Origin of the sequence: Pseudomonas sp. SJZ078, from assembly GCF_007828255.1 — a bacterium.
Classification (GTDB): Bacteria; Pseudomonadota; Gammaproteobacteria; order Pseudomonadales; family Pseudomonadaceae; genus Aquipseudomonas.
This window is the reverse complement of record NZ_VIUG01000017.1, coordinates 93,570-113,501: the sequence shown is the minus strand read 5'-3', so window position 1 is coordinate 113,501 and position 19,932 is coordinate 93,570. Positions and strand designations below refer to the sequence as shown.

Annotated in this window: 17 protein-coding genes; 11 read left to right on the top strand and 6 right to left on the bottom strand. The window is 61.3% G+C overall.

Annotated elements, in window-relative coordinates:
* The first annotated feature begins 41 nt into the window (after window positions 1–41).
* From FBY02_RS16580 to pcaC, 9 genes are all read left to right on the top strand, one after another.
* Window positions 42–902 carry a CoA transferase subunit A gene (locus FBY02_RS16580; RefSeq protein ID WP_144929295.1) on the top strand — a complete coding sequence of 287 codons (861 nt, stop codon included), beginning with the start codon at window positions 42–44 and terminating at the stop codon, window positions 900–902.
* On the top strand, window positions 899–1,678 hold the full coding sequence (locus FBY02_RS16575) for a CoA-transferase subunit beta (RefSeq protein ID WP_144929293.1): 780 nt from the start codon (window positions 899–901) through the stop codon (window positions 1,676–1,678). The genes FBY02_RS16580 and FBY02_RS16575 overlap by 4 nt, the downstream gene beginning before the upstream one ends.
* Window positions 1,675–2,880 carry a 3-oxoadipyl-CoA thiolase gene (gene pcaF / locus FBY02_RS16570; RefSeq protein WP_178115368.1) on the top strand — a complete coding sequence of 402 codons (1,206 nt, stop codon included), beginning with the start codon at window positions 1,675–1,677 and terminating at the stop codon, window positions 2,878–2,880. Before FBY02_RS16575 ends, pcaF begins: the two co-directional genes overlap by 4 nt.
* Window positions 2,881–2,917: 37 nt before the next feature.
* Window positions 2,918–3,622: a protocatechuate 3,4-dioxygenase subunit beta gene (gene pcaH, locus FBY02_RS16565; RefSeq protein ID WP_144929289.1), complete on the top strand. Its 705-nt coding sequence runs from the start codon at window positions 2,918–2,920 to the stop codon at window positions 3,620–3,622.
* Between the two features lies 1 nt (window position 3,623).
* Window positions 3,624–4,190, top strand: a complete 567-nt coding sequence (pcaG, locus tag FBY02_RS16560; protein WP_144929287.1) for a protocatechuate 3,4-dioxygenase subunit alpha — start codon at window positions 3,624–3,626, stop codon at window positions 4,188–4,190.
* 172 nt (window positions 4,191–4,362) lie between these two features.
* Complete coding sequence (locus FBY02_RS16555; protein ID WP_047701827.1) at window positions 4,363–5,658, top strand: MFS family transporter; 1,296 nt, start codon at window positions 4,363–4,365, stop codon at window positions 5,656–5,658.
* A 16-nt stretch (window positions 5,659–5,674) separates the two neighbouring features.
* Window positions 5,675–7,039: a 3-carboxy-cis,cis-muconate cycloisomerase gene (locus tag FBY02_RS16550; RefSeq protein WP_144929285.1), complete on the top strand. Its 1,365-nt coding sequence runs from the start codon at window positions 5,675–5,677 to the stop codon at window positions 7,037–7,039.
* A 12-nt stretch (window positions 7,040–7,051) separates the two neighbouring features.
* Window positions 7,052–7,843, top strand: a complete 792-nt coding sequence (pcaD, locus tag FBY02_RS16545; RefSeq protein WP_144929283.1) for a 3-oxoadipate enol-lactonase — start codon at window positions 7,052–7,054, stop codon at window positions 7,841–7,843.
* A gap of 10 nt (window positions 7,844–7,853) precedes the next feature.
* The gene (gene pcaC / locus FBY02_RS16540; RefSeq protein WP_144929281.1) at window positions 7,854–8,246 is read left to right on the top strand and encodes a 4-carboxymuconolactone decarboxylase; all 393 of its coding nucleotides are present in this window, start codon (window positions 7,854–7,856) and stop codon (window positions 8,244–8,246) included.
* 272 nt (window positions 8,247–8,518) lie between these two features.
* Here pcaC and FBY02_RS16535 read toward each other — a convergent pair whose 3' ends face one another.
* Window positions 8,519–9,772: an OprD family porin gene (locus tag FBY02_RS16535; RefSeq protein ID WP_144929279.1), complete on the bottom strand. Its 1,254-nt coding sequence runs from the start codon at window positions 9,770–9,772 to the stop codon at window positions 8,519–8,521.
* Between the two features lie 534 nt (window positions 9,773–10,306).
* On the opposite strand from FBY02_RS16535, the gene FBY02_RS16530 reads away from it, so the two are divergent.
* Window positions 10,307–10,657 (top strand): DUF6124 family protein, encoded by a 351-nt coding sequence (locus FBY02_RS16530; protein ID WP_144929277.1) that lies wholly within the window; start codon window positions 10,307–10,309, stop codon window positions 10,655–10,657.
* A 543-nt stretch (window positions 10,658–11,200) separates the two neighbouring features.
* Here the strand turns inward: FBY02_RS16530 and adeC are convergent.
* The 3 genes from adeC to FBY02_RS16515 are packed head-to-tail and all read right to left on the bottom strand — an operon-like array spanning window position 11,201 to window position 16,995.
* On the bottom strand, window positions 11,201–12,658 hold the full coding sequence (adeC, locus tag FBY02_RS16525) for an AdeC/AdeK/OprM family multidrug efflux complex outer membrane factor (protein ID WP_047701819.1): 1,458 nt from the start codon (window positions 12,656–12,658) through the stop codon (window positions 11,201–11,203).
* Window positions 12,655–15,810 (bottom strand): efflux RND transporter permease subunit EmhB, encoded by a 3,156-nt coding sequence (gene emhB / locus FBY02_RS16520; RefSeq protein WP_144929275.1) that lies wholly within the window; start codon window positions 15,808–15,810, stop codon window positions 12,655–12,657. The genes adeC and emhB overlap by 4 nt, the downstream gene beginning before the upstream one ends.
* 3 nt (window positions 15,811–15,813) lie before the next feature.
* Window positions 15,814–16,995, bottom strand: a complete 1,182-nt coding sequence (locus FBY02_RS16515; protein ID WP_144929273.1) for an efflux RND transporter periplasmic adaptor subunit — start codon at window positions 16,993–16,995, stop codon at window positions 15,814–15,816.
* Window positions 16,996–17,253: 258 nt separating this feature from the next.
* On the opposite strand from FBY02_RS16515, the gene FBY02_RS16510 reads away from it, so the two are divergent.
* Entirely contained in the window at window positions 17,254–17,886 is a 633-nt protein-coding gene (locus FBY02_RS16510; protein ID WP_144929271.1) for a TetR family transcriptional regulator, read from the top strand.
* Window positions 17,887–18,024: 138 nt separating this feature from the next.
* On the opposite strand, the gene FBY02_RS16505 is transcribed toward FBY02_RS16510, so the two are convergent.
* Together FBY02_RS16505 and FBY02_RS16500 are read right to left on the bottom strand one after the other, a co-directional pair.
* The gene (locus tag FBY02_RS16505) at window positions 18,025–18,531 is read right to left on the bottom strand and encodes a hypothetical protein (RefSeq protein ID WP_144929269.1); all 507 of its coding nucleotides are present in this window, start codon (window positions 18,529–18,531) and stop codon (window positions 18,025–18,027) included.
* 340 nt (window positions 18,532–18,871) lie between these two features.
* The gene (locus FBY02_RS16500) at window positions 18,872–19,921 is read right to left on the bottom strand and encodes an alkene reductase (protein WP_144929267.1); all 1,050 of its coding nucleotides are present in this window, start codon (window positions 19,919–19,921) and stop codon (window positions 18,872–18,874) included.
* Window positions 19,922–19,932: the final 11 nt, after the last annotated feature.

Below are 19,932 nucleotides of genomic sequence, written 5' to 3'. Positions count from 1 at the left end.
TTTTTCTTCATGTCGGTCCACTGGAAAACGGGAGCCTGCCCATGGCTGAAATCCTTTCGCTGCACGACGCGGTGAAGCAATTGGTCAACGACGGCGATACCGTCGCCCTCGAAGGCTTCACCCACTTGATTCCGACGGCGGCGGGTCATGAAATTATCCGCCAGGGCAAGAAAGACCTGACCCTGGTGCGGATGACTCCGGACCTGATCTACGACCAGTTGATCGGCGCAGGTTGTGCGCGCAAGTTGATTTTCTCCTGGGGCGGCAACCCGGGCGTGGGTTCGCTGCACCGCTTGCGCGATGCCGTGGAAAAGCAATGGCCGCAACCTTTGGAGATCGAGGAACACAGCCACGCGGACCTGGCCAATGCCTATGTCGCCGGGGCCTCCGGCCTGCCGTTCGCCGTGCTGCGGGCCTATGCCGGTTCCGATCTGCCGAAAGTCAACCCGCTGATCAAAAGCGTGACCTGTCCCTTTACCGGTGAAGTCCTGGCCGCGGTGCCTTCGGTACGTCCCGATATCACCGTGATCCACGCCCAGAAAGCCGACCGCAAGGGCAACGTGCTGCTGTGGGGCATCCTCGGTGTGCAGAAAGAAGCCGCCCTGGCTGCCAAGCGCTGCATCGTCACCGTGGAAGAGATCGTCGACGACCTGAACGCACCGATGAATGCCTGCGTCCTGCCGACCTGGGCCTTGAGCGCGGTCTGCCATGTGCCCGGTGGTGCTCATCCGTCCTACGCCCACGGCTACACCGAGCGTGACAATCGTTTCTACCAGGCGTGGGATGCCATCGCCCGGGACCGTGAGGCCTTTACCGCGTGGATCAACGAATACATCCATGGCACCCGGGATTTCAGTGAATTGCAGGCCAAACTGGCAGCCGCTTCGGAGGCGAAACAATGACGTACTCCACCAACGAAATGATGACCGTCGCCGCGGCCCGTCGGTTGAAGAACAACGCCGTGTGCTTCGTCGGCATCGGCCTGCCATCGAAAGCGGCCAACCTGGCGCGGTTGACCTCGTCGCCGGATGTCGTGCTGATCTACGAGTCCGGCCCGATTGGTGCCAAACCCAGCGTGTTGCCGCTGTCCATTGGCGATGGTGAGCTGGCTGAAACGGCGGATACCGTCGTACCGACCGGTGAAATTTTCCGCTACTGGCTGCAGGGTGGGCGTATCGACGTCGGTTTCCTTGGCGCGGCACAGGTCGACCGTTTCGGCAACATCAACACCACGGTGGTGGGCAATTACCATCAGCCAAAAGTCCGCCTGCCGGGCGCCGGCGGTGCACCGGAAATCGCCGGCTCGGCCAAGAGCGTGTTGATCATCCTCAAGCAGTCGGCGCGTTCGTTCGTCGATAAGCTGGACTTCATCACTTCGGTCGGTCACGGCGAGGGCGGTGATTCCCGCAGGCGCCTGGGCCTGCCGGGTGCGGGGCCGGTGGGTATCATCACCGACCTGTGTATCATGGAGCCGGAAGCCGGCACCCATGAATTCGTGGTGACTTCACTGCACCCCGGCGTGACCCGTGAGCAGGTCATCGCCGCCACCGGATGGGCGATCCGTTTCGCCGACCAGGTGCACACCACCGCCGAGCCGACCGACGTGGAGCTGCGCGCACTGCGCGATCTGGAAGCTCGCACGGCGGCGGCTCACGGCCAGGCACCGGGAGAAGCCTGATGCGCGACGTTTATATCTGTGATGCGATTCGAACCCCCATCGGCCGCTTCGGCGGTGGTTTGGCCGCGGTGCGCGCCGATGACCTGGCGGCCGTGCCGATCAAGGCGCTGATGGAGCGCAACCCATCGGTGGACTGGAGTGCGGTGGACGAGGTGTTCCTCGGTTGCGCCAACCAGGCCGGCGAAGACAACCGCAACGTGGCGCGCATGGCGCTGTTGCTGGCAGGGCTGCCAGAGAGCATTCCCGGCGTGACCCTCAACCGCCTCTGCGCTTCGGGCATGGACGCCATTGGCACGGCATTCCGCGCCATCGCCAGCGGCGAAATGGAACTGGCCATCGCTGGCGGCGTGGAGTCGATGTCCCGTGCGCCGTTCGTGATGGGCAAGGCCGACGCGGCGTTTTCCCGCAACATGAAACTGGAAGACACCACCATTGGCTGGCGCTTCATCAACCCCTTGATGAAAGCCCAGTACGGCGTGGACGCGATGCCTCAGACCGCCGATAACGTGGCGGACGATTACGCGGTGTCCCGCGCCGACCAGGACGCGTTCGCCCTGCGCAGCCAGCAACGCACGGCGGCGGCCCAGGCCGCAGGATTTTTCGCCGAAGAAATCGTACCGGTGCGCATTGCCCACAAGAAAGGCGAAACCGTGGTCGAGCAGGACGAGCATCCCCGCGCCGATACCACGCTGGAAGCCCTGAACAAACTCAAACCGGTCAACGGCCCGGACAAGACCGTCACCGCCGGCAACGCCTCGGGTGTGAATGACGGCGCGGCGGCGTTGATCCTGGCCTCGGCCGAAGCGGTGAAGAAACACGGCCTGACCCCTCGCGGCAAAGTGTTGGGCATGGCCAGTGCTGGCGTGGCACCACGGGTGATGGGCATCGGCCCGGTGCCGGCGGTGCGCAAGTTGACGGAACGTCTGGGCCTGACAGTCGCCGATTTCGATGTGATCGAACTCAATGAAGCGTTTGCCAGCCAGGGCCTGGCGGTGCTGCGCGAATTGGGGCTGGCGGACGATGCGCTGCAGGTCAACCCGAACGGCGGCGCCATCGCACTCGGCCATCCATTGGGCATGAGCGGGGCGCGACTGGTGCTGACGGCGCTGCATCATCTGGAAAAGACCGGCGGCAAGAAAGGCCTGGCGACCATGTGCGTCGGTGTCGGCCAGGGCTTGGCATTGGCTATCGAGCGCGTCTGACGCACCGTACTACTCATAAGAAACCGAGGAATGCTTCATGACTGACAAGCCTGGTTACCGTCGCCCCCAAGCGGGCACCCAGCCGGAGTACCTGCACCCGCCGTATCAGTCCACCAACCTGCGCTCGCCGTCCAAGCCGTTGGTGCATCTGCCTCACTCGCTGTCGGAAATCACCGGCCCGATCATCGGCGCCGACCGTGTGCAGGAGAACGACAACGACCTGACCGCCCAGCATGCCGGCGAACCCCTGGGGGAGCGGATCATCATTCATGGGCGTGTGCTGGATGAGAACGGCCATCCCGTGCCGGGCATTCTGGTAGAGATCTGGCAGGCCAACGCCGCCGGTCGCTACAACCATGACCGCGATAAACACGATGCGCCGCTGGACCCGAATTTCACCGGCACCGGTCGCGCCATCACGGATGCCGACGGCTGGTACCAGTTCCAGACCATCAAGCCCGGCGCCTACCCCTGGGGCAACCACCACAATGCCTGGCGCCCGGCGCATATCCATTTTTCGTTGTTCGGGCCGAGCATCCTGACGCGCCTGGTGACCCAGATGTATTTCCCCGGCGACCCGCTGCTGGCCTACGATCCGATCTACAACTGCGTGCCGGACACCAGCGCCAAGGAGCGCCTGATCGCCAGTTTCGACCTGGAAAAAACCATCCCTCACTACGCCCTCGGTTATCGCTGGGACATCGTCTTGCGTGGCCGCGACGCCACGCCGATGGAGAAATAAGATGACGCTTACCGCCACCACGTCCCATACCGTCGGCCCTTACTACCACATCGGCCTGACCTGGTTGAACCGCGAAGACATGACCGTCGCCCAAACCCTCGGCCAGCGCGTGGCGATCACCGGGCAGGTGATCGACGGCAACGGCGAGTTCGTCAACGACGCGATGCTGGAAGTCTGGCAGGCCAACGCCGCCGGTAAATACGCCCACCCTGAAGACGATCAGGACAAACCCCTGGACCCGCATTTCGAAGGTTTCGGTCGGGTGCCGGTGGACGCCGAGGGGCGCTTCCGGTTCACCACCATCAAGCCGGGCACCGTGCCGGGCCTGGGCGGCACGACACAGGCCCCGCACCTGGTGGTACTGGTCTTCGCCCGTGGCTTGGTCAAGCACCTGCTGACGCGTATCTATTTCGACGGCGAACCGGCCAACGAAGCCGACCCGCTGCTGGCCTGCGTACCTGAAGAACGTCGCGCCACCATCGTGAGCAAACCCGATGCGTCGGGCGTGTACCAGTGGAATGTGATTCTGCAGGGGACGGATGCCGAGACGGTGTTCTTCGACTACTGATGGCTTTATCTGTGGGAGCGAGCCTGCTCGCGATGGCGTCAGGTCAGCCGGTATCGCTGGCAACTGATGCACCGCTGTCGCGAGCAGGCTCGCTCCCACAAGGCGATACTGTGGAACGGGGCTGTTACGAAGTGTGTCTAGACTTTGTCGATTCCCCAAGAGTGAATAATCCATGACCACCTTAACCAGCCACTACACCGGCGAAGAACGCAGCAAGCGCATCTTCGCCATCGTCGGCGCCTCCTCCGGCAACCTGGTCGAATGGTTCGACTTCTACGTCTATGCGTTCTGCGCGATCTATTTCGCGCCGGCGTTCTTCCCGTCCGACAACCCCACGGTGCAACTGGTCAACACCGCCGGTGTCTTCGCCGCCGGGTTCCTGATGCGGCCGATCGGCGGCTGGATTTTCGGCCGGGTGGCAGACCGTCACGGGCGCAAGAATTCGATGATGATTTCGGTGCTGATGATGTGCTTCGGCTCGTTGCTCATCGCCTGCCTGCCCACCTACAAGGACATTGGCGTCTGGGCGCCGGTGTTGCTGTTGTTCGCCCGCTTGCTCCAAGGTTTGTCGGTGGGCGGTGAGTACGGCACTACCGCCACCTACATGAGCGAAGTCGCCCTCAAGGGCCAGCGCGGTTTTTTCGCGTCGTTCCAGTACGTGACGCTGATCGGTGGGCAACTGCTGGCCGTGTCGCTGGTGGTGATCCTGCAACAGTTCCTCAACGAAGACGAACTGCGTGCCTATGGCTGGCGGATTCCCTTCGTGGTCGGTGCCGTGGCCGCATTGATTTCCCTGTTCCTGCGCCGCTCCCTGAAGGAAACCAGCAGCAAGGAAATGCGCGAGAACAAGGATGCCGGCAGCATCGCCGCTCTGTTTCGCGACCACAAGGCCGCGTTCATCACCGTGCTGGGCTACACCGCCGGCGGCTCGCTGATTTTCTATACGTTCACCACCTACATGCAGAAATACCTGGTGAACACGGCGGGCCTGCATGCCAAGACCGCCAGTTACATCATGACCGGCGCACTGTTTCTCTACATGTGCATGCAACCGCTGTTCGGCATGCTGGCGGACAAGATCGGTCGCCGTAACTCCATGCTCTGGTTCGGCGCGTTGGGGGCCTTGTGCACGGTGCCGATCCTGTTGACCCTCAAAAGCATCAGCAGCCCATTCCTGGCGTTCGTCCTGATTACCCTGGCTCTGGCAATCGTCAGCTTCTACACCTCCATCAGCGGCCTGGTAAAAGCTGAAATGTTTCCACCCGAAGTGCGGGCCCTGGGAGTAGGGTTGGCCTACGCGGTGGCGAATGCGATTTTTGGCGGTTCGGCGGAGTACGTTGCCTTGAGCCTGAAAGCCCAAGGCATGGAAAACGCCTTTTACTGGTACGTCACGGTCATGATGGTGGTGGCGTTCCTGTTCAGCCTGCGTCTGCCGAAGCAACCGACGTATTTGCATCACGACCTTTGACACCCTAGGACTGTTTATGAACGAACGACCGGGCAATCAGCTGTTCGATGCCTACTTCACCGCCCGCGACATGCGCGAGGTGTTCTGCGATGCCGGCCGGGTGCAAGCCATGCTCGACGTCGAGGCGGCACTGGCCCGGGCCGAAGCGCGGGTTGGGCTGATCCCCCAGGACGTGGTGGCTCCCATCGAGGGGGCCTGTCAGGCCCGGTTGTACGATTTTTCGGCATTGGGCGAAGCGATTGCCAGTGCCGGCAATTCGGCGATTCCGCTGGTCAAGGCATTGGGCAAGCGCATCGCCAGCCAGAGCGCCGAGGCCGAGCGTTACGTGCACCTGGGTGCTACCAGCCAGGACGTGATGGACAGCGGCCTGGTCTTGCAGCTGCGCCGGGCGCTGGCACTGATCGAGGGGGAGCTGGCGCAACTGGCGGTTATCCTCGCCCGACAAGCCGAGCGCTACGCCGCTACACCGTTGGCCGGGCGCACCTGGTTGCAACATGCGACTCCGGTGACCCTGGGCATGAAAATCGCCGGATGGCTGGGAGCGATCACCCGCAGCCGCCAGCGTCTGTCGGAACTCAAGCCGCGCTTGTTGGTGCTGCAATTCGGCGGTGCCTCCGGAACGCTCGCCGCATTGGGCGAACAGGCGCTGCCTGTCGCTGAAGCCCTGGCCGCCGAGCTGCAACTGGGGCTGCCGGAACAACCCTGGCACACCCAGCGCGACCGACTGGTGGAGTTCGGCTCGGTGCTGGGCCTGATCGCCGGTAGCCTGGGCAAGCTCGGCCGCGACATCAGCCTGTTGATGCAGACCGAGGCCGGCGAGGCGTTCGAGCCGTCGGCACCGGGCAAGGGCGGTTCGTCGACCATGCCCCACAAGCGCAACCCGGTGGGCGCGGCGGTACTGATTGGTGCGGCAACGCGGGTGCCTGGATTGTTGTCGACGCTGTTCAGTGCGATGCCCCAGGAGCATGAGCGCAGCCTGGGCCTCTGGCATGCCGAATGGGAAACCCTGCCGGAGATCTGCTGCCTGGTGTCCGGTGCCCTGCAACAGGCGCGGTTGCTGGCGGAAGGGCTGGAGGTGGACGCGGCGCGCATGGCTCGCAACCTCGACCTGACCCAGGGCCTGGTGCTGGCCGAAGCGGTGAGCATCGTCCTGGCCCAGCGTGTCGGACGCGACACCGCGCACCATCTACTGGAGCAGTGCTGCAAGCGTGCGGTGGCCGAACAGCGTCACCTGCGCGACGTATTGGGGGACGAATCCCAGGTTTGCGCACACTTGTCCGCGGCCGAACTCGATCATTTGCTCAACCCCGCCCATTACCTCGGCCAGGCCCAGACCTGGGTCGCCCGGGCAGTGGCCGAACACCTTGCCTTGAAGGTCTGAAAGGAGACTGTTGTGGGATTCGTCAAACTCGCCGACGGCGAACTGAACTATCGATTCGACGGGCCGCAAGACGCCCCGGTGTTGGTACTGTCCAATTCATTGGGGACCGACCTGAACATGTGGGACGAGCAGGTAGCAGCGTTCAGTGAGCACTTTCGCGTACTGCGTTTCGACACCCGTGGTCACGGCCGGTCGTTGGTCACCGAAGGGCCTTATAGCATCGAACAACTGGGTCGCGATGTGCTGGCGATGCTCGATGCGCTGGGTATCGACAAGGTGCACTTCTGCGGTTTGTCCATGGGCGGTCTGATCGGCCAGTGGCTGGGCATCAACGCCGGCGAGCGGCTGCACAAGCTGGTGGTGTGCAACACCGCGGCCAAGATCGGTGACCCATCGATGTGGAACCCACGCATCGAAACCGTACTGCGTGACGGCAAGGCGGCCATGGTGGCGCTGCGGGATGCCTCGATTGTCCGTTGGTTTACGCCGGATTTCTCCGAGGCTTATCCAGAAAAGGCCCAGAAAATCACCGATATGCTTGCTGCCACTTCGCCTCAGGGCTATGCCGCCAACTGTGCGGCGGTGCGTGATGCCGACTTCCGCGAGCAGTTGGCGTCGATCCATGTGCCGCTGTTGGTGATTGCCGGTACAGAAGACGCGGTGACGCCGCCGTCGGGCGGGCATTTTATCCAAGAGCGGGTCGCCGGGGCGCAGTACGCCGAGTTCCGTGCCGCACACCTTTCCAATGTTCAGGCCAGCGCTGCGTTCAGTACGCGGGTGCTGGATTTTCTGCTCGACGCCTGAGGAGTTTTTTGTGGACGAGAAACAACGTTACGACGAAGGCATGCAAGTCCGCCGCGCAGTGCTGGGCGATGCCCACGTTGATCGCAGCCTCGATGCCCTGACCGAGTTCAACAGCGAATTCCAGGAGATGATCACCCGTCACGCCTGGGGCGACATCTGGACCCGCCCGGGCCTGCCGCGCCACACCCGCAGCCTGATCACCCTCGCCATGCTGATCGGCATGAACCGCAACGAAGAACTCAAACTGCACCTGCGTGCCGCCGCCAACAATGGTGTGAGCCGTGGCGAGATCAAGGAGGTGATCATGCAGAGCGCCATCTACTGCGGCATTCCTGCCGCCAACGCCACGTTCCACCTGGCCGAGTCGGTGTGGGATGAGCTCGGGGTTGAGTCCCGAACTTAAGGCCGCCATCAATCCCCTGTGGGAGCGAGCCTGCTCGCGAAAGCGGTATGTCAGTTGGCGATGATGCTGAATGTACCTGCGCCTTCGCGAGCAAGCCCGCTCCCACATTGAATCTTCGACGACCGTCGATACTGCACACGCCACCAATCCCCTGTGGGAGCGGGCTTGCTCGCGAAAGCGGTGGGTCAGTTGGCGATGATGCTGAATGTGCCTGCGTCTTCGCGAGCAAGCCCGCTCCCACATTAATTAGCCGCCGCCTGCGCTGCTGGCTCTTACAACAAACTGATCGGATAGCTGACAATCAACCGGTTCTCATCGAACTCATTGGTGCTGAAGTCCCGCCGCAGCGTCGAGTTACGCCATTTCACGTTGAGGCTCTTCAACGCGCCGCTCTGCACGGTGTAGGCCAGTTCGGTCTCGCGTCCCCATTCCTTGCCATCGTCCACCGTGGCGGTGTGCACGTTGTCACCGCTGATGTAGCGGTTCATCAACGTCAGGCCCGGCACACCGACAGCGGCGAAGTTGAAGTCGTGGCGCAGTTGCCAGGATTTTTCCTTGGCGTTGTCGTAGCTGGAGTTGTAACTGTCGTTGGCCAGGGTGCCGCCGCTGGTGCCGTTGACACGCATCCAGGCATCGTCGCCGCTGAGTTTCTGCAGGCCGACGTAGAAGGTGTTGCCACCGTACTTGGCCGAGAGCATGGCGAACGCGGTTCTGTTGTCCAGGTCGCCGGCCAGGGCACTGCCGTTTTCCTTGCCGGTGAAGTAACCGAGGTTGGCGCCCAGGGTCCAGTCGCCGATGGGCTGGCTGTGGGTCAGGTTGAAATACTGTTGCTGGTAGATGTCGCTCAGTTCCGCGTACCAGACGCCGACCTGGGTGCGTTTGTCGTTGAAGGCATATTCGCCGCCGCCGAAGTTGAAGCGGTCGGAGGTGAAGGCCGGGCGGCCGTTCATGAACATGTCTTCCATGCTCGCATCGTTGCGCGGGCTGTTGCCGCGGAACTGACCGCCATAGAGGCTCAGGCCGCTGATCTCGGTGGAGGTCACCTGGCCGCCGCGGAAGGTTTGCGGCAGGGAGCGGCCGTCGTCGGAACGCAAGATCGGCAGCACCGGCATCCATTCACCGACCTTCAATTCGGTCTTCGACACCTTGGCCTTCAGGGCCACGCCCAAACGGCCGAAGTCATCGGCCGGGCGACCGTCATCGTGGACCGGCAGCAACTGGGTGCCAGCGGTGCCTTTACCGCCATCGAGCTTGATCGAGTACAGCCCCAACACGTCCATGCCGAACCCCACTGGGCCCTGGGTGAAACCGGACTTGGCGTCGAGGATGAAACTCTGGGTCCATTCCTCGGCCTTGCCCTGGGCGTTGTTCGGGTTGGTGAAGTTGCGGTTGAAGTAGAAGTTACGCAGGTTGAGATTGACCTTCGCATCTTCGACAAACCCCGACTCTGCGGCCAAGACAGGCAGGGCGGAACCGGCCAGGGCAACGGCGATGAGGCTAGGGAACAAATGCTGTGTGGACTTCATGGGCGTGTCTCTGTTTTTTTTATGGACGAGAAGAACCGCTGCCGCAAACCTGGGTTGCAGACGAAACGGTGGAACCAACGGGTAGATGGCTGAGGATCAGCCGGGCGAGGCGGGGCGTGTGGTCATGGCGAGGAACCTGTCGTTCTTGTTGTGTGCGAGGGATGGTGAAGGGCAGGCCGGGATCGCTTCAATTGGCGATTATCGGTTTTGGGCGATTATCGAACGGCAAAAACACCTGAGCTCAACCCAAAAAAACTGTGGGAGCGAGCCTGCTCGCGATAGCGGCGTGTCAGACAACACAGCTGTGCCTGGTCCTCCGCTATCGCGAGCAGGCTCGCTCCCACAGGGCTCGTGGACGGTCTGACAGACGCGTCGATTTTTCCGACAAGCTTTTAAGGTTGTCGCTCGGAAGCCGTGCCTCTAGCCTTTTTGTGTCGCTGCCCATTCAGCGACCGGGACTGCAAGCCCGCCGAATTTGTTAGGCGCCAGTGCCGGACTATACGTCTCGGCTCCAATTGAAACAGGAGCTCCGTTATGAACAAACATCAAACCTCTTCGCCAGCTGGAGGCGCTTTCCCCTACAACGACCCCGATCCAGACAAACTCCAAGAGGCAGCAGACCGAGCACTCGATTTCCATCTTGGCACCCACCCTGATCCCAAGCCCAAAACCTCAACTCAAGTTTTCACCGTCATCGATACCCTCGACACCGAGTCTCTGCTGGCGAATCTCAGCGAAACCCTGGCCTCGGCCAATGCCATGGTCAATGATCTGGCGTTCGATCTGGAAGGCTCGCGGCGGCATGTCGCATTGGGCGTGGCGCAGATGGTTGAATTGAGTGAGCTATTGGCTAATCGTGCGTTGGATATCGTCGACCCGCGTTAGCCAAGTGGGGCTATCCCCCAGCTGGGCTGTGGGAGCAAAGCTTGCTCGCGATGACAGTACTTCAGTTGATCACGCGCTTTTGCTTTTGCTTTTGATCTTGAATGCCCCATTAACCACGCTGGCCGAACGCAGGCATTGCGCAGTGGGCATCCCGGCATGGATGCCGGGATAGCCGCGCTGGGCCATGGATGGCCCTTCGCGGCGGGCCCACGGAGCAATGCCGGAGTGAGGGCACACCGAGCGTAGGCGAGGTGCCGAGTGGTGGGGCCAGCGTTCTTTGCTTACTTTCTTTGGCGTTTGAAAGAAAGTAAGTCGCCGTCAGGGCGAAACCCTAAGTGGCCGTTACCGCAGTAATGGATATGTACTCAGTAAACAACCCCCCCGGCCGCCTGTCAGGCCACCATCGCGAGCAAGCTCGCTCCCACAGGAGAATGACCATGTCGCCTTCTTCGCGGGCAAGCCTTGCTCCCACACAACTCTGTAGAACCCAAACAAAAAGCCCACCTCTCGGTGGGCTTCGTGTTTCAGCGTTCAAGCATCAAGTCAGAACAATTTCATCTTCGGCGCTTCTTCCTTCACCGGCTCGTTCTTGCCCGTCTCGGCATTCCAGCCACCACCCAGCGCCTTGTACAGGTTGACCTCGCTGGTCAATTGCGCGAGGCGGTCGGTGATCAGCGACTGTTGAGCGCTGAACAGCTGGCGTTGGGCGTCGAGGAAGGTCAGGTTGCTGTCGACACCAATGCGATAGCGACGCTCGGCCAGGCGGTAGTAATCCTGGTTGGCGGCGACGAAATCGGTCTGGGCCTGCAACTGCTCGTTGTAGGTCTGGCGCGCGGCCAGGCCGTCGGAGACTTCCTGGAATGCCGTCTGGATCGACTTCTCGTACTGAGCGACGTTGATGTCTTTCTGAATCTTGGCGTAGTCCAGGCTCGCCCGCAGGCTGCCGGCGTTGAAGATCGGCAGGTTGATCTGCGGGGCGAAGGTCCAGGTGCCCGAGCCGCCCTTGAACAGGCCGGACAGGTCCGGGCTCAGCGTGCCGGCGTTGGCCGTCAGGCTGATGCTCGGGAAGAACGCGGCCCGCGCGGCGCCGATGTTGGCGTTGGCGGCCAGCAAGTTGTGTTCGGCCTGGAGAATGTCCGGACGACGTTGCAGCAAGTCCGACGGCAACCCGGCCGGCACTTCACTGAGCAGGTCGTTGCTCAGCGGTTGCGTGTTCAGGTTGGCCGGCAGGCCGGTGCCCAGCAGCAGGGTCAGGTTGTTTTCGTCCTGGGCTACCTGGCGGGTGTAGCGGGCCAGTTGCACACGGGCGTTTTCCACCGCCGTGCGCGCCTGGCTCAGGTCAAGCGCCGAGGCGACGCCGACATCGGCGCTGCGGGTGGTCAGCTTGAGGCTCTGCTCGTAGGTCCCCAGGGTTTCCTGGGTCAGCTTGAGCAGTTCCTTGTCGGCCTGCCAGGTCAGATAGGCGTTGGCGACGCTGGCCACCAGGCTGATCTGGGTACTGCGGCGAGCTTCCTCAGTGGCGAAGTAGCTTTGCAGCGCTTGCTCGCTCAGGCTGCGAACCCGACCGAACAGGTCCAGTTCATAGGCACTGATGCCCAGGGTGGCCGAGTAGGAGCTGCTGATGGCTGCTTGTCCGGTCTGCGAGGCCCGTGCCGGTACCCGCTGGCGGCTGCCGGAACCCGTGGCCGAGACCGCCGGGAACAGGTCCGCGCGCTGGATGTTGTACTGCGCGGCGTAGGCATCGATGTTCAGTGCCGCGACGCGCAGGTCGCGGTTGTTTTCCAGGGCAACCTGGATCAACTGTTGCAGGGCCGGGTCATGGAAGAACTGCTTCCAGCCTTGTTCTGCGGCCGCCTGGCCGGCCGCCTTGGCCGGCTCGTAGGCAGGACCTTGCGGGTATTGCGCCGCGACCGGTGCTTCGGGCCGCTGATAATCGGGGATCAGCGAGCAGCCGCTGAGCACGACGGCGGCGATGGTCAGAGAGAGTAACGACTTGCTCATTGCCCAGCCTCTTTAATGGTTTCAGGGGTGTCGTCCTTTTTGCGACGACCTATCGACGAAACGGCCACGAAGAACAGCGGCACCCAGAAGATCGCCAGGACGGTGGCGGTGATCATCCCGCCGATCACCACGGTACCGATGGCATGTTGGCTACCCGAGCCGGCGCCTGTGGAAATTGCCAAGGGCACCACGCCGAGGATAAACGCGAGCGAAGTCATGATGATCGGCCGCAGTCGCATCCGGCAAGCCTCGATGGCCGCCTCCTGCAGGCTCTTGCCTTGCTCGTGCAGTTCCTTGGCGAACTCGACGATCAGGATGGCGTTTTTCGCGACCAGGCCGATGGTGGTCAACAGACCGACCAGAAAGTACACGTCATTGGAAAGACCGCGCAAGCTGGTCGCCATCAACGCACCGATGATCCCCAGCGGCACCACGAGCACGATCGCAATCGGGATCGACCAGCTCTCATACAACGCCGCCAGGCAGAGGAACACCATCAGGATCGACAGCGCGAACAGCGCCGGCATCTGGGAGCCCGCCAGTCGTTCTTCATACGACAGGCCGGTCCAGGAAATACCGACACCGGCCGGCAGCTTCTTGGCGATGGCCTCGACTTCAGCCATGGCTTCACCGGTGGAGTAGCCCGGGGCCGGGGTGCCGAGCACTTCCATCGCTTCCACGCCGTTGTAACGGGACAGCTTCGGCGAGCCGTATATCCACTCGCCCTTGGCAAACGCGGTGAACGGCACCATGGTTCCCGCGCTGTTGCGCACGTACCATTTCTGCAGGTCTTCAGGGCTCATGCGAGCGCCTGCCTGTCCTTGGACATACACCTTCTTCACCCGACCACGGTCGATGAAGTCGTTGACGTAGCTACTGCCCAGGGCAATCGACAGGGTGTTGTTAATATCCGAAATGGTCACGCCCAGGGCGCTGGCCTTCTCGTCATCGATTTCCAGTTGGTATTGCGGCTCGTCGTTCAGGCCGTTCGGACGCACCTGGGCCAGTACCTTGCTTTGGGACGCCATGCCCAGGAACTGGTTACGCGCTTCCATCAACTTCTGATGGCCGACGCCGGCACGGTCCTGCAGGAACACGTCGAAACCTGTGGCGTTACCCAGCTCCAACACCGCCGGAGGGGCAAAGGCGAACACCATGGCGTCGCGGAAGGTGAAGAAGTGTTGCTGGGCGCGGGCGGAGATCTTGAACACGCTGTTATCGGCGTTACGCTCTTCCCACGGCTTGAGCATGATGAAGGCCATGCCCGAGCTCTGGCCGCGGCCGGCGAAGTTGAAGCCGGTCACGGTGAACACCGAGGCCACGCCATCGCCTTCACCGCCATCCTTGCCTGGACGCAGCAGGTACTCACGCATCTTGTCCACCACCACCTGGGTGCGCTGGGCGCTGGACCCGGCTGGCGTCTGGACCTGGGCAAACAGTACCCCCTGGTCTTCCTCGGGGAGGAAAGACGCCGGAATGCGCATGAACAGCCAGATCATACCGACGACGATAATCAGATAGACCAGCAAGTACGGCGCTTTATGGCGCAGGATATTGCCGACACCCCGCTCGTAGCTCTGCACGCTGCGGTCGAAGTTGCGGTTGAACCAGCCGAAGAACCCACGCTTCTCCACGCCATGGTCACCCTTGGCAATGGGTTTGAGCATGGTCGCGCAGAGCGCCGGGGTGAAGATCAGCGCCACCAGTACCGACAGGGCCATGGCTGAGACGATGGTGATGGAGAACTGTTTATAGATCACACCGGTGGAACCGCCGAAAAACGCCATCGGCAGCAGTACCGCCGAAAGCACCAGGGCAATACCCACCAGCGCGCCCTGGATCTGGCCCATGGACTTTTTCGTTGCCTCTTTGGGCGACAGGCCTTCCTCGCTCATTACCCGTTCGACGTTTTCCACCACGACGATAGCGTCGTCCACCAGCAAGCCGATGGCGAGCACCATGCCGAACATGGTCAGGGTGTTGATGCTGAAACCGAACGCCGCGAGGATCCCGAACGTACCCAACAGCACAACCGGCACGGTCATCGTGGTGATGATGGTGGCGCGGAAGTTCTGCAGGAACAGGAACATCACCAGGAATACCAGCGCGACAGCTTCCACCAGGGTTTCCACCACGCCCTTGATCGACTCGCTCACCACTGGCGTAGTGTCGTAGGGGAACACGACTTCCATGCCTTGCGGGAAGAACGGCTTGAGGTCGTTGATGGTCTTGCGCAGGGCCTTGGCCGTGTCGAGGGCGTTGGCACCGTTGGCCAGTTTGACGGCCAGGCCCGAAGCCGGGGCGCCGTTGAACTGGGCACTGATGCTGTAGTTCTCGCCACCCAGGCCGACATCGGCGACGTCACCGACGCGCACTTGCGAGCCATCCGGGTTGACCTTGAGCAGAATCGCCTTGAACTGTTCAGCGGTCTGCAGGCGGGTCTTGCCGATGATGGTGGCGTTCAGTTGCTGGCCGGGCAGGGCAGGCAGGCCGCCGAGCTGGCCGGAGGACACCTGGACGTTCTGCGCGGCGATGGCGGTTTTGACGTCCACCGGGGTCAGGGCATAGTTGTTCAGCTTGGCCGGGTCGAGCCAGATCCGCATCGCGTACTGGGCGCCGAAGACCTGGAAGTCACCGACACCGGCCGTGCGCGAAATCGGGTCCTGCATGTTGGACACGATGTAGTTGGACAGGTCGTCCTTGGTCATGCTGCCATCGCGCGATACAACGCCGATCACCATCAGGAAGTTCTTCACTGACTTGGTCACGCGGATGCCCTGCTGCTGCACTTCTTGCGGCAGCAACGGGGTGGCCAGGTTCAGCTTGTTCTGGACCTGGACCTGCGCGGTATCGGAGTTGGTACCCTGCTCGAAGGTCGCGGTGATGGTCATGCTGCCGTCGGAGTTACTTTCCGAGGACACATAACGCAGGTTGTCGATACCGTTGAGCTGCTGCTCGATCACCTGGACCACGGTGTCCTGCACGGTTTGCGCGGACGCACCCGGGTAGGTGACCTGGATCGCGATGGCCGGCGGTGCAATGCTTGGGTACTGGTTGATCGGCAACTTGAGGATCGATAGAGCCCCGACCAGCATGATCACCAGGGCGATCACCCAGGCGAAGATCGGACGGTCGATAAAGAATTTCGACATGGTTTACTCCCCTTTGCCGCCGGCTGCTTTGTCAGCTGCCTGAGCGGGGGCCGGGTTCTTGGTGGCTGCGTTGGTGCCCGCATTGCTGTTCACGTTGGTGGCTTCGGTGGCCTTGACTTCAACCCCAGGCCGCACGTACTGCAGGCCTTCGGTAATCAGGCGGTCGCCAGCCTTGAGCCCGTCTTCGATCAGCCATTGGCTGCCGACGGTGCGACTGGCCTTGAGCTGACGCAGTTCGACCTTGTTGTCCGGGCCTACCACCAAAGCGGTCGGCAAGCCCTTGAGGTCACGGGTCACGCCCTGCTGCGGCGCGAGAATCGCCGCGCTGTTCACACCGGCTTGCAATTGCGCGTGAACGAACATGCCCGGCAGGAGGGTGTGGTCCGGGTTGGGGAACACGGCCCGCAGGGTGACGGAGCCAGTGGTCTGATCGACCGACACTTCGGAAAACTCCAGCTTGCCGTCATGGGCATACTGGCTGCCGTCTTCCAGGGTCAGCTTGACCATGGCGGCATTGTCGCCAGCCTTCTGCAACCGTCCACTTTCCAGCTCACGGCGCAATTGCAGCAGTTCGACCGAGCTCTGCGTCACGTCGACATAGATCGGGTCCAACTGCTGGATAGTCGCCAGGGCGTCGGCCTGACCGTTGCTGACCAGCGCGCCCTCGGTGACCGAAGAACGGCCGATGCGACCGGAAATCGGCGCATAGACCTTGGTGTAGCGCACGTTGATCTGGGCGGTTTGCAGGTTGGCTTCCGATTCGAGGCGATTGGCCACGGCGGTGTCGTATTCCTGGCGGCTGACGGCCTGTTCATCCACCAACTGCTTGTAGCGATCGGCGATGGATTTGGTTGACCGCAGGTTCGCTTCGGCACTCTTGAGGGTCGCTTCGTACACGGCCGGGTCGATCTGATACAGCTGCTGGCCGGCCTTGACGTCGGCGCCTTCCTTGAACAGACGCTTGAGGATGATGCCGTTGACCTGTGGACGGACTTCCGCGACACGGAACGCGCTGGTTCGGCCGGGCAATTCGGACGTCAAGGTGAAAGGCTGGGTTTTGAGGGTTACGACGCCGACCTGAGGGGGTGGTGCGGCGGGGGCCGCCTCTTCCTTTTTGCATCCGCTGAGCAGTGATGCCAGGGCGATGGCGGTAACCAGAGCGGTAACAGCTGGCTTGAATTGCATGGAAATCCTCGGGTCAGGCGCGCAATAGGCGCACTCGAAAGGTGGAAAGTTAGAAAGGTGTCATTTTCAATTAGTAGGTTGCTAAGAAATATACTTACGTACATGGTTGTTTGTAAACAGCCAGATTGCGTACCATCCAACTTTACAAAAGCCTGACAAAGGCCCTGTTGACCGAAGGTTCGCTCTATGAGAGGGCGCTCGATTCGCTCAACTGACCTTACGCATTGCTCATGCATCCTGATTGAGGTGTTTACTGCCATGGTTCGTCGTACCAAAGAGGAAGCTCTGGAGACTCGCAGCCAGATACTCGAAGCGGCCGAAAAAGCCTTTTTCGAGCGTGGCGTGGCGCGCACGACGCTGGCCGACATTGCGACCCTGGCCGGTGTGACGCGCGGAGCGATCTATTGGCATTTCAGCAACAAGGCGGATCTGCTCCAGGCCATGCTCGACACCTTGCACGAGCCGCTCGATGAACTGGCCCGCGCCAGTGAAAACGAAGAGGAGCCGGACCCGTTGGGCTGCGTCCGGAAGCTGTTGGTGCGGTTGTTCCAACAGGTGGCCCTGGACCCGAAAACCCGACGCATCAATGAGATTCTTTTCCATAAGTGCGAGTTCACCGATGAGATGTGCGATTTGCGCCAGCAGCGGCGCGAAGTCAGCCTCGACTGCAATGTGCGCATCGCGTTGTCGTTGCGCAATGCAATGAAGCGTGGACAGTTGTCGGATGATATGGACCCGGAAAGGGCGGCGGTTGCCCTCCATGCCTACATCGATGGCATCCTCTACCAATGGTTGTTGGTCCCCGACAGCTTCGCCCTGGCTGGTGAAGCCGAGCGCTGGGTGGACATCGGGCTGGATATGCTGCGCCTGAGCCCCAACCTGCGCAAATGAAACAAAATGCGTAATTGCGTCGATATGTGTCAATAGCTGACGACCAATACCCCGACGGACTTCAAGCCCGGCGGGGTACTTTATAGATGAACCGTTGGCACATTGACAACGCGCGCGTCGCTTTCGTGTGTCTACGGCCTATTCGACAATCAGGCGAACAGTGTAGTTGAAGGGCGGCTCGAGCATCTTTTGCGAGATTTCAGTCCTGCACGTGTATTTGCCATCGCCAGTGTAGTTTGATCGACTGTTCCAGGCCGGCTGGTAACGGGGTTCCAGGGCGCCAAAGACGATTGGGGCTTGGAATCGGGTTTGCATCTGGCATTCGAAGTCGTAATTGTTCAGCGCATAAGAAATAACGAGTTCAATAGGTTTGACTTTCTTCAGTGTGGGCTGCCAACCCGCTGTGGGATAGGTGTAACTCCTTTGATGGACGAAATGAATATTGCGAATGGACTTGGGCGATACGTCATAAGCGTTCGAGGAAAAGTCCGCAGGCTGTGGCGGATCGGTCAGCAGGTTGGTCATGCTCAACGTACCGTTGGTATTGTTTGTAATCTCTACGGTGATGCCGGTGTTGGCCATGCTGTTGGCAACCATAGCGGGCCCCAGTACCAGGGCAAGGATGAAACTTTTCAGAATATTCATGGTTATGCGTCTCTCATAAATGCAAGGCTCGCTGAAGCTTGCATACATTGTGGGTATGTTGCTGTGTTTGATTGGATGGTGTTGTTTTGCCGAGCTTTACTTGTCAGTGTGTTGAATCATTGTTGGAAATGAATGTATAAGCGTCAATCCTTTGAGTGGGTGAAGTGTCGTTCCGGTTTTATTATTAGCGTTGTTCAATGTATGAATCCACCGTGGATAAGTTTCGTCTTGTTATTCGATATTTCTGCTCTGGATAATTGACGCGGATTTAAAGTTTGCAGGCATGAAAAAGCCCCGGCTCTTTCGAGTCAGGGCTTTTCAGTTGACCTGAGTTACATGCTTACATCACGGGATAATCGATATAACCCACCGGACCCTTTCCATAGAACGTTTCCGGGTGCGGCTCATTCAGCGGCGCATCGGCTTTCAAGCGTGCCGGCAAGTCCGGGTTGGCAATGAAAGGCACACCAAATGCCACGGCATCAGCCTTGCCTTCGGCCAGCCAGGCGTTGGCGCTGTCCTTGGTGAAGCGCTCATTGGCAATGTACGGGCCGCCGAAAGCTTGCTTGAGTTGTGGGCCGATGCTGTCGTCGCCTTCTTTCTCGCGGGAGCAGATGAAGGCGATGCCACGCTTGCCCAGTTCGCGGGCCACGTAGCTGAAGGTTTCCAGGCGGTTCTCGTCGCCCATGTCATGGGAGTCGGCACGTGGCGCCAGGTGCACGCCAACCCGGCCGGCACCCCAGACTTCGATAACGGCGTCGGTCACTTCCAGCAACAGGCGGGCGCGGTTTTCCAGGGAGCCGCCGTAGTGGTCGGTACGCTGGTTGGTGCTGCTTTGCAGGAACTGGTCGAGCAGGTAGCCGTTGGCGCCGTGGATTTCCACGCCGTCGAAACCGGCGGCCTTGGCGTTCTCGGCGCCTACGCGGTAGGCGTCGACGATGTCGGCAATTTCAGCGGTTTCCAGGGCCCGTGGCGTCGGGTAGTCGGCCAATGGACGCACCAGGCTCACGTGGCCCTTAGGCTGGATGGCGCTGGGTGCCACCGGGGTTTCGCCATTCAGGTACGACGGATGGGAGATCCGGCCGACGTGCCACAGTTGCAGGAAGATCTTGCCGCCGGCGCCGTGGATCGCCTTGGTCACGTTGGCCCAGCCGCGCACCTGGTCGTTGGACCAGATACCTGGGGTGTCCGGGTAGCCCACGCCCATCGGCGTGACGGAAGTGGCTTCACTGAGGATCAGGCCGGCGGAGGCGCGTTGCACGTAGTACTCGGCCATCAACGCGTTGGGCACGCGGCCCGCGTCGGCGCGGCAGCGGGTCAGTGGCGCCATGATGATGCGGTTCTTCAGCTCGATGTCGCCGAGTTTGATCGGGTCGAAAATAGTCGTCATGAATCACAAGC

Coding starts and splice junctions, on each gene's coding strand:
- FBY02_RS16580 (WP_144929295.1), top strand. CDS start 42: ATGGCTGAAATCCTTTCGCTGCACGACGCGGTGAAGCAATTGGTCAAC.
- FBY02_RS16575 (WP_144929293.1), top strand. CDS start 899: ATGACGTACTCCACCAACGAAATGATGACCGTCGCCGCGGCCCGTCGG.
- pcaH (WP_144929289.1), top strand. CDS start 2,918: ATGACTGACAAGCCTGGTTACCGTCGCCCCCAAGCGGGCACCCAGCCG.
- pcaG (WP_144929287.1), top strand. CDS start 3,624: ATGACGCTTACCGCCACCACGTCCCATACCGTCGGCCCTTACTACCAC.
- FBY02_RS16555 (WP_047701827.1), top strand. CDS start 4,363: ATGACCACCTTAACCAGCCACTACACCGGCGAAGAACGCAGCAAGCGC.
- FBY02_RS16550 (WP_144929285.1), top strand. CDS start 5,675: ATGAACGAACGACCGGGCAATCAGCTGTTCGATGCCTACTTCACCGCC.
- FBY02_RS16535 (WP_144929279.1), bottom strand. CDS start 9,772: ATGAAGTCCACACAGCATTTGTTCCCTAGCCTCATCGCCGTTGCCCTG.
- FBY02_RS16530 (WP_144929277.1), top strand. CDS start 10,307: ATGAACAAACATCAAACCTCTTCGCCAGCTGGAGGCGCTTTCCCCTAC.
- adeC (WP_047701819.1), bottom strand. CDS start 12,658: ATGAGCAAGTCGTTACTCTCTCTGACCATCGCCGCCGTCGTGCTCAGC.
- emhB (WP_144929275.1), bottom strand. CDS start 15,810: ATGTCGAAATTCTTTATCGACCGTCCGATCTTCGCCTGGGTGATCGCC.
- FBY02_RS16515 (WP_144929273.1), bottom strand. CDS start 16,995: ATGCAATTCAAGCCAGCTGTTACCGCTCTGGTTACCGCCATCGCCCTG.
- FBY02_RS16510 (WP_144929271.1), top strand. CDS start 17,254: ATGGTTCGTCGTACCAAAGAGGAAGCTCTGGAGACTCGCAGCCAGATA.
- FBY02_RS16505 (WP_144929269.1), bottom strand. CDS start 18,531: ATGAATATTCTGAAAAGTTTCATCCTTGCCCTGGTACTGGGGCCCGCT.
- FBY02_RS16500 (WP_144929267.1), bottom strand. CDS start 19,921: ATGACGACTATTTTCGACCCGATCAAACTCGGCGACATCGAGCTGAAG.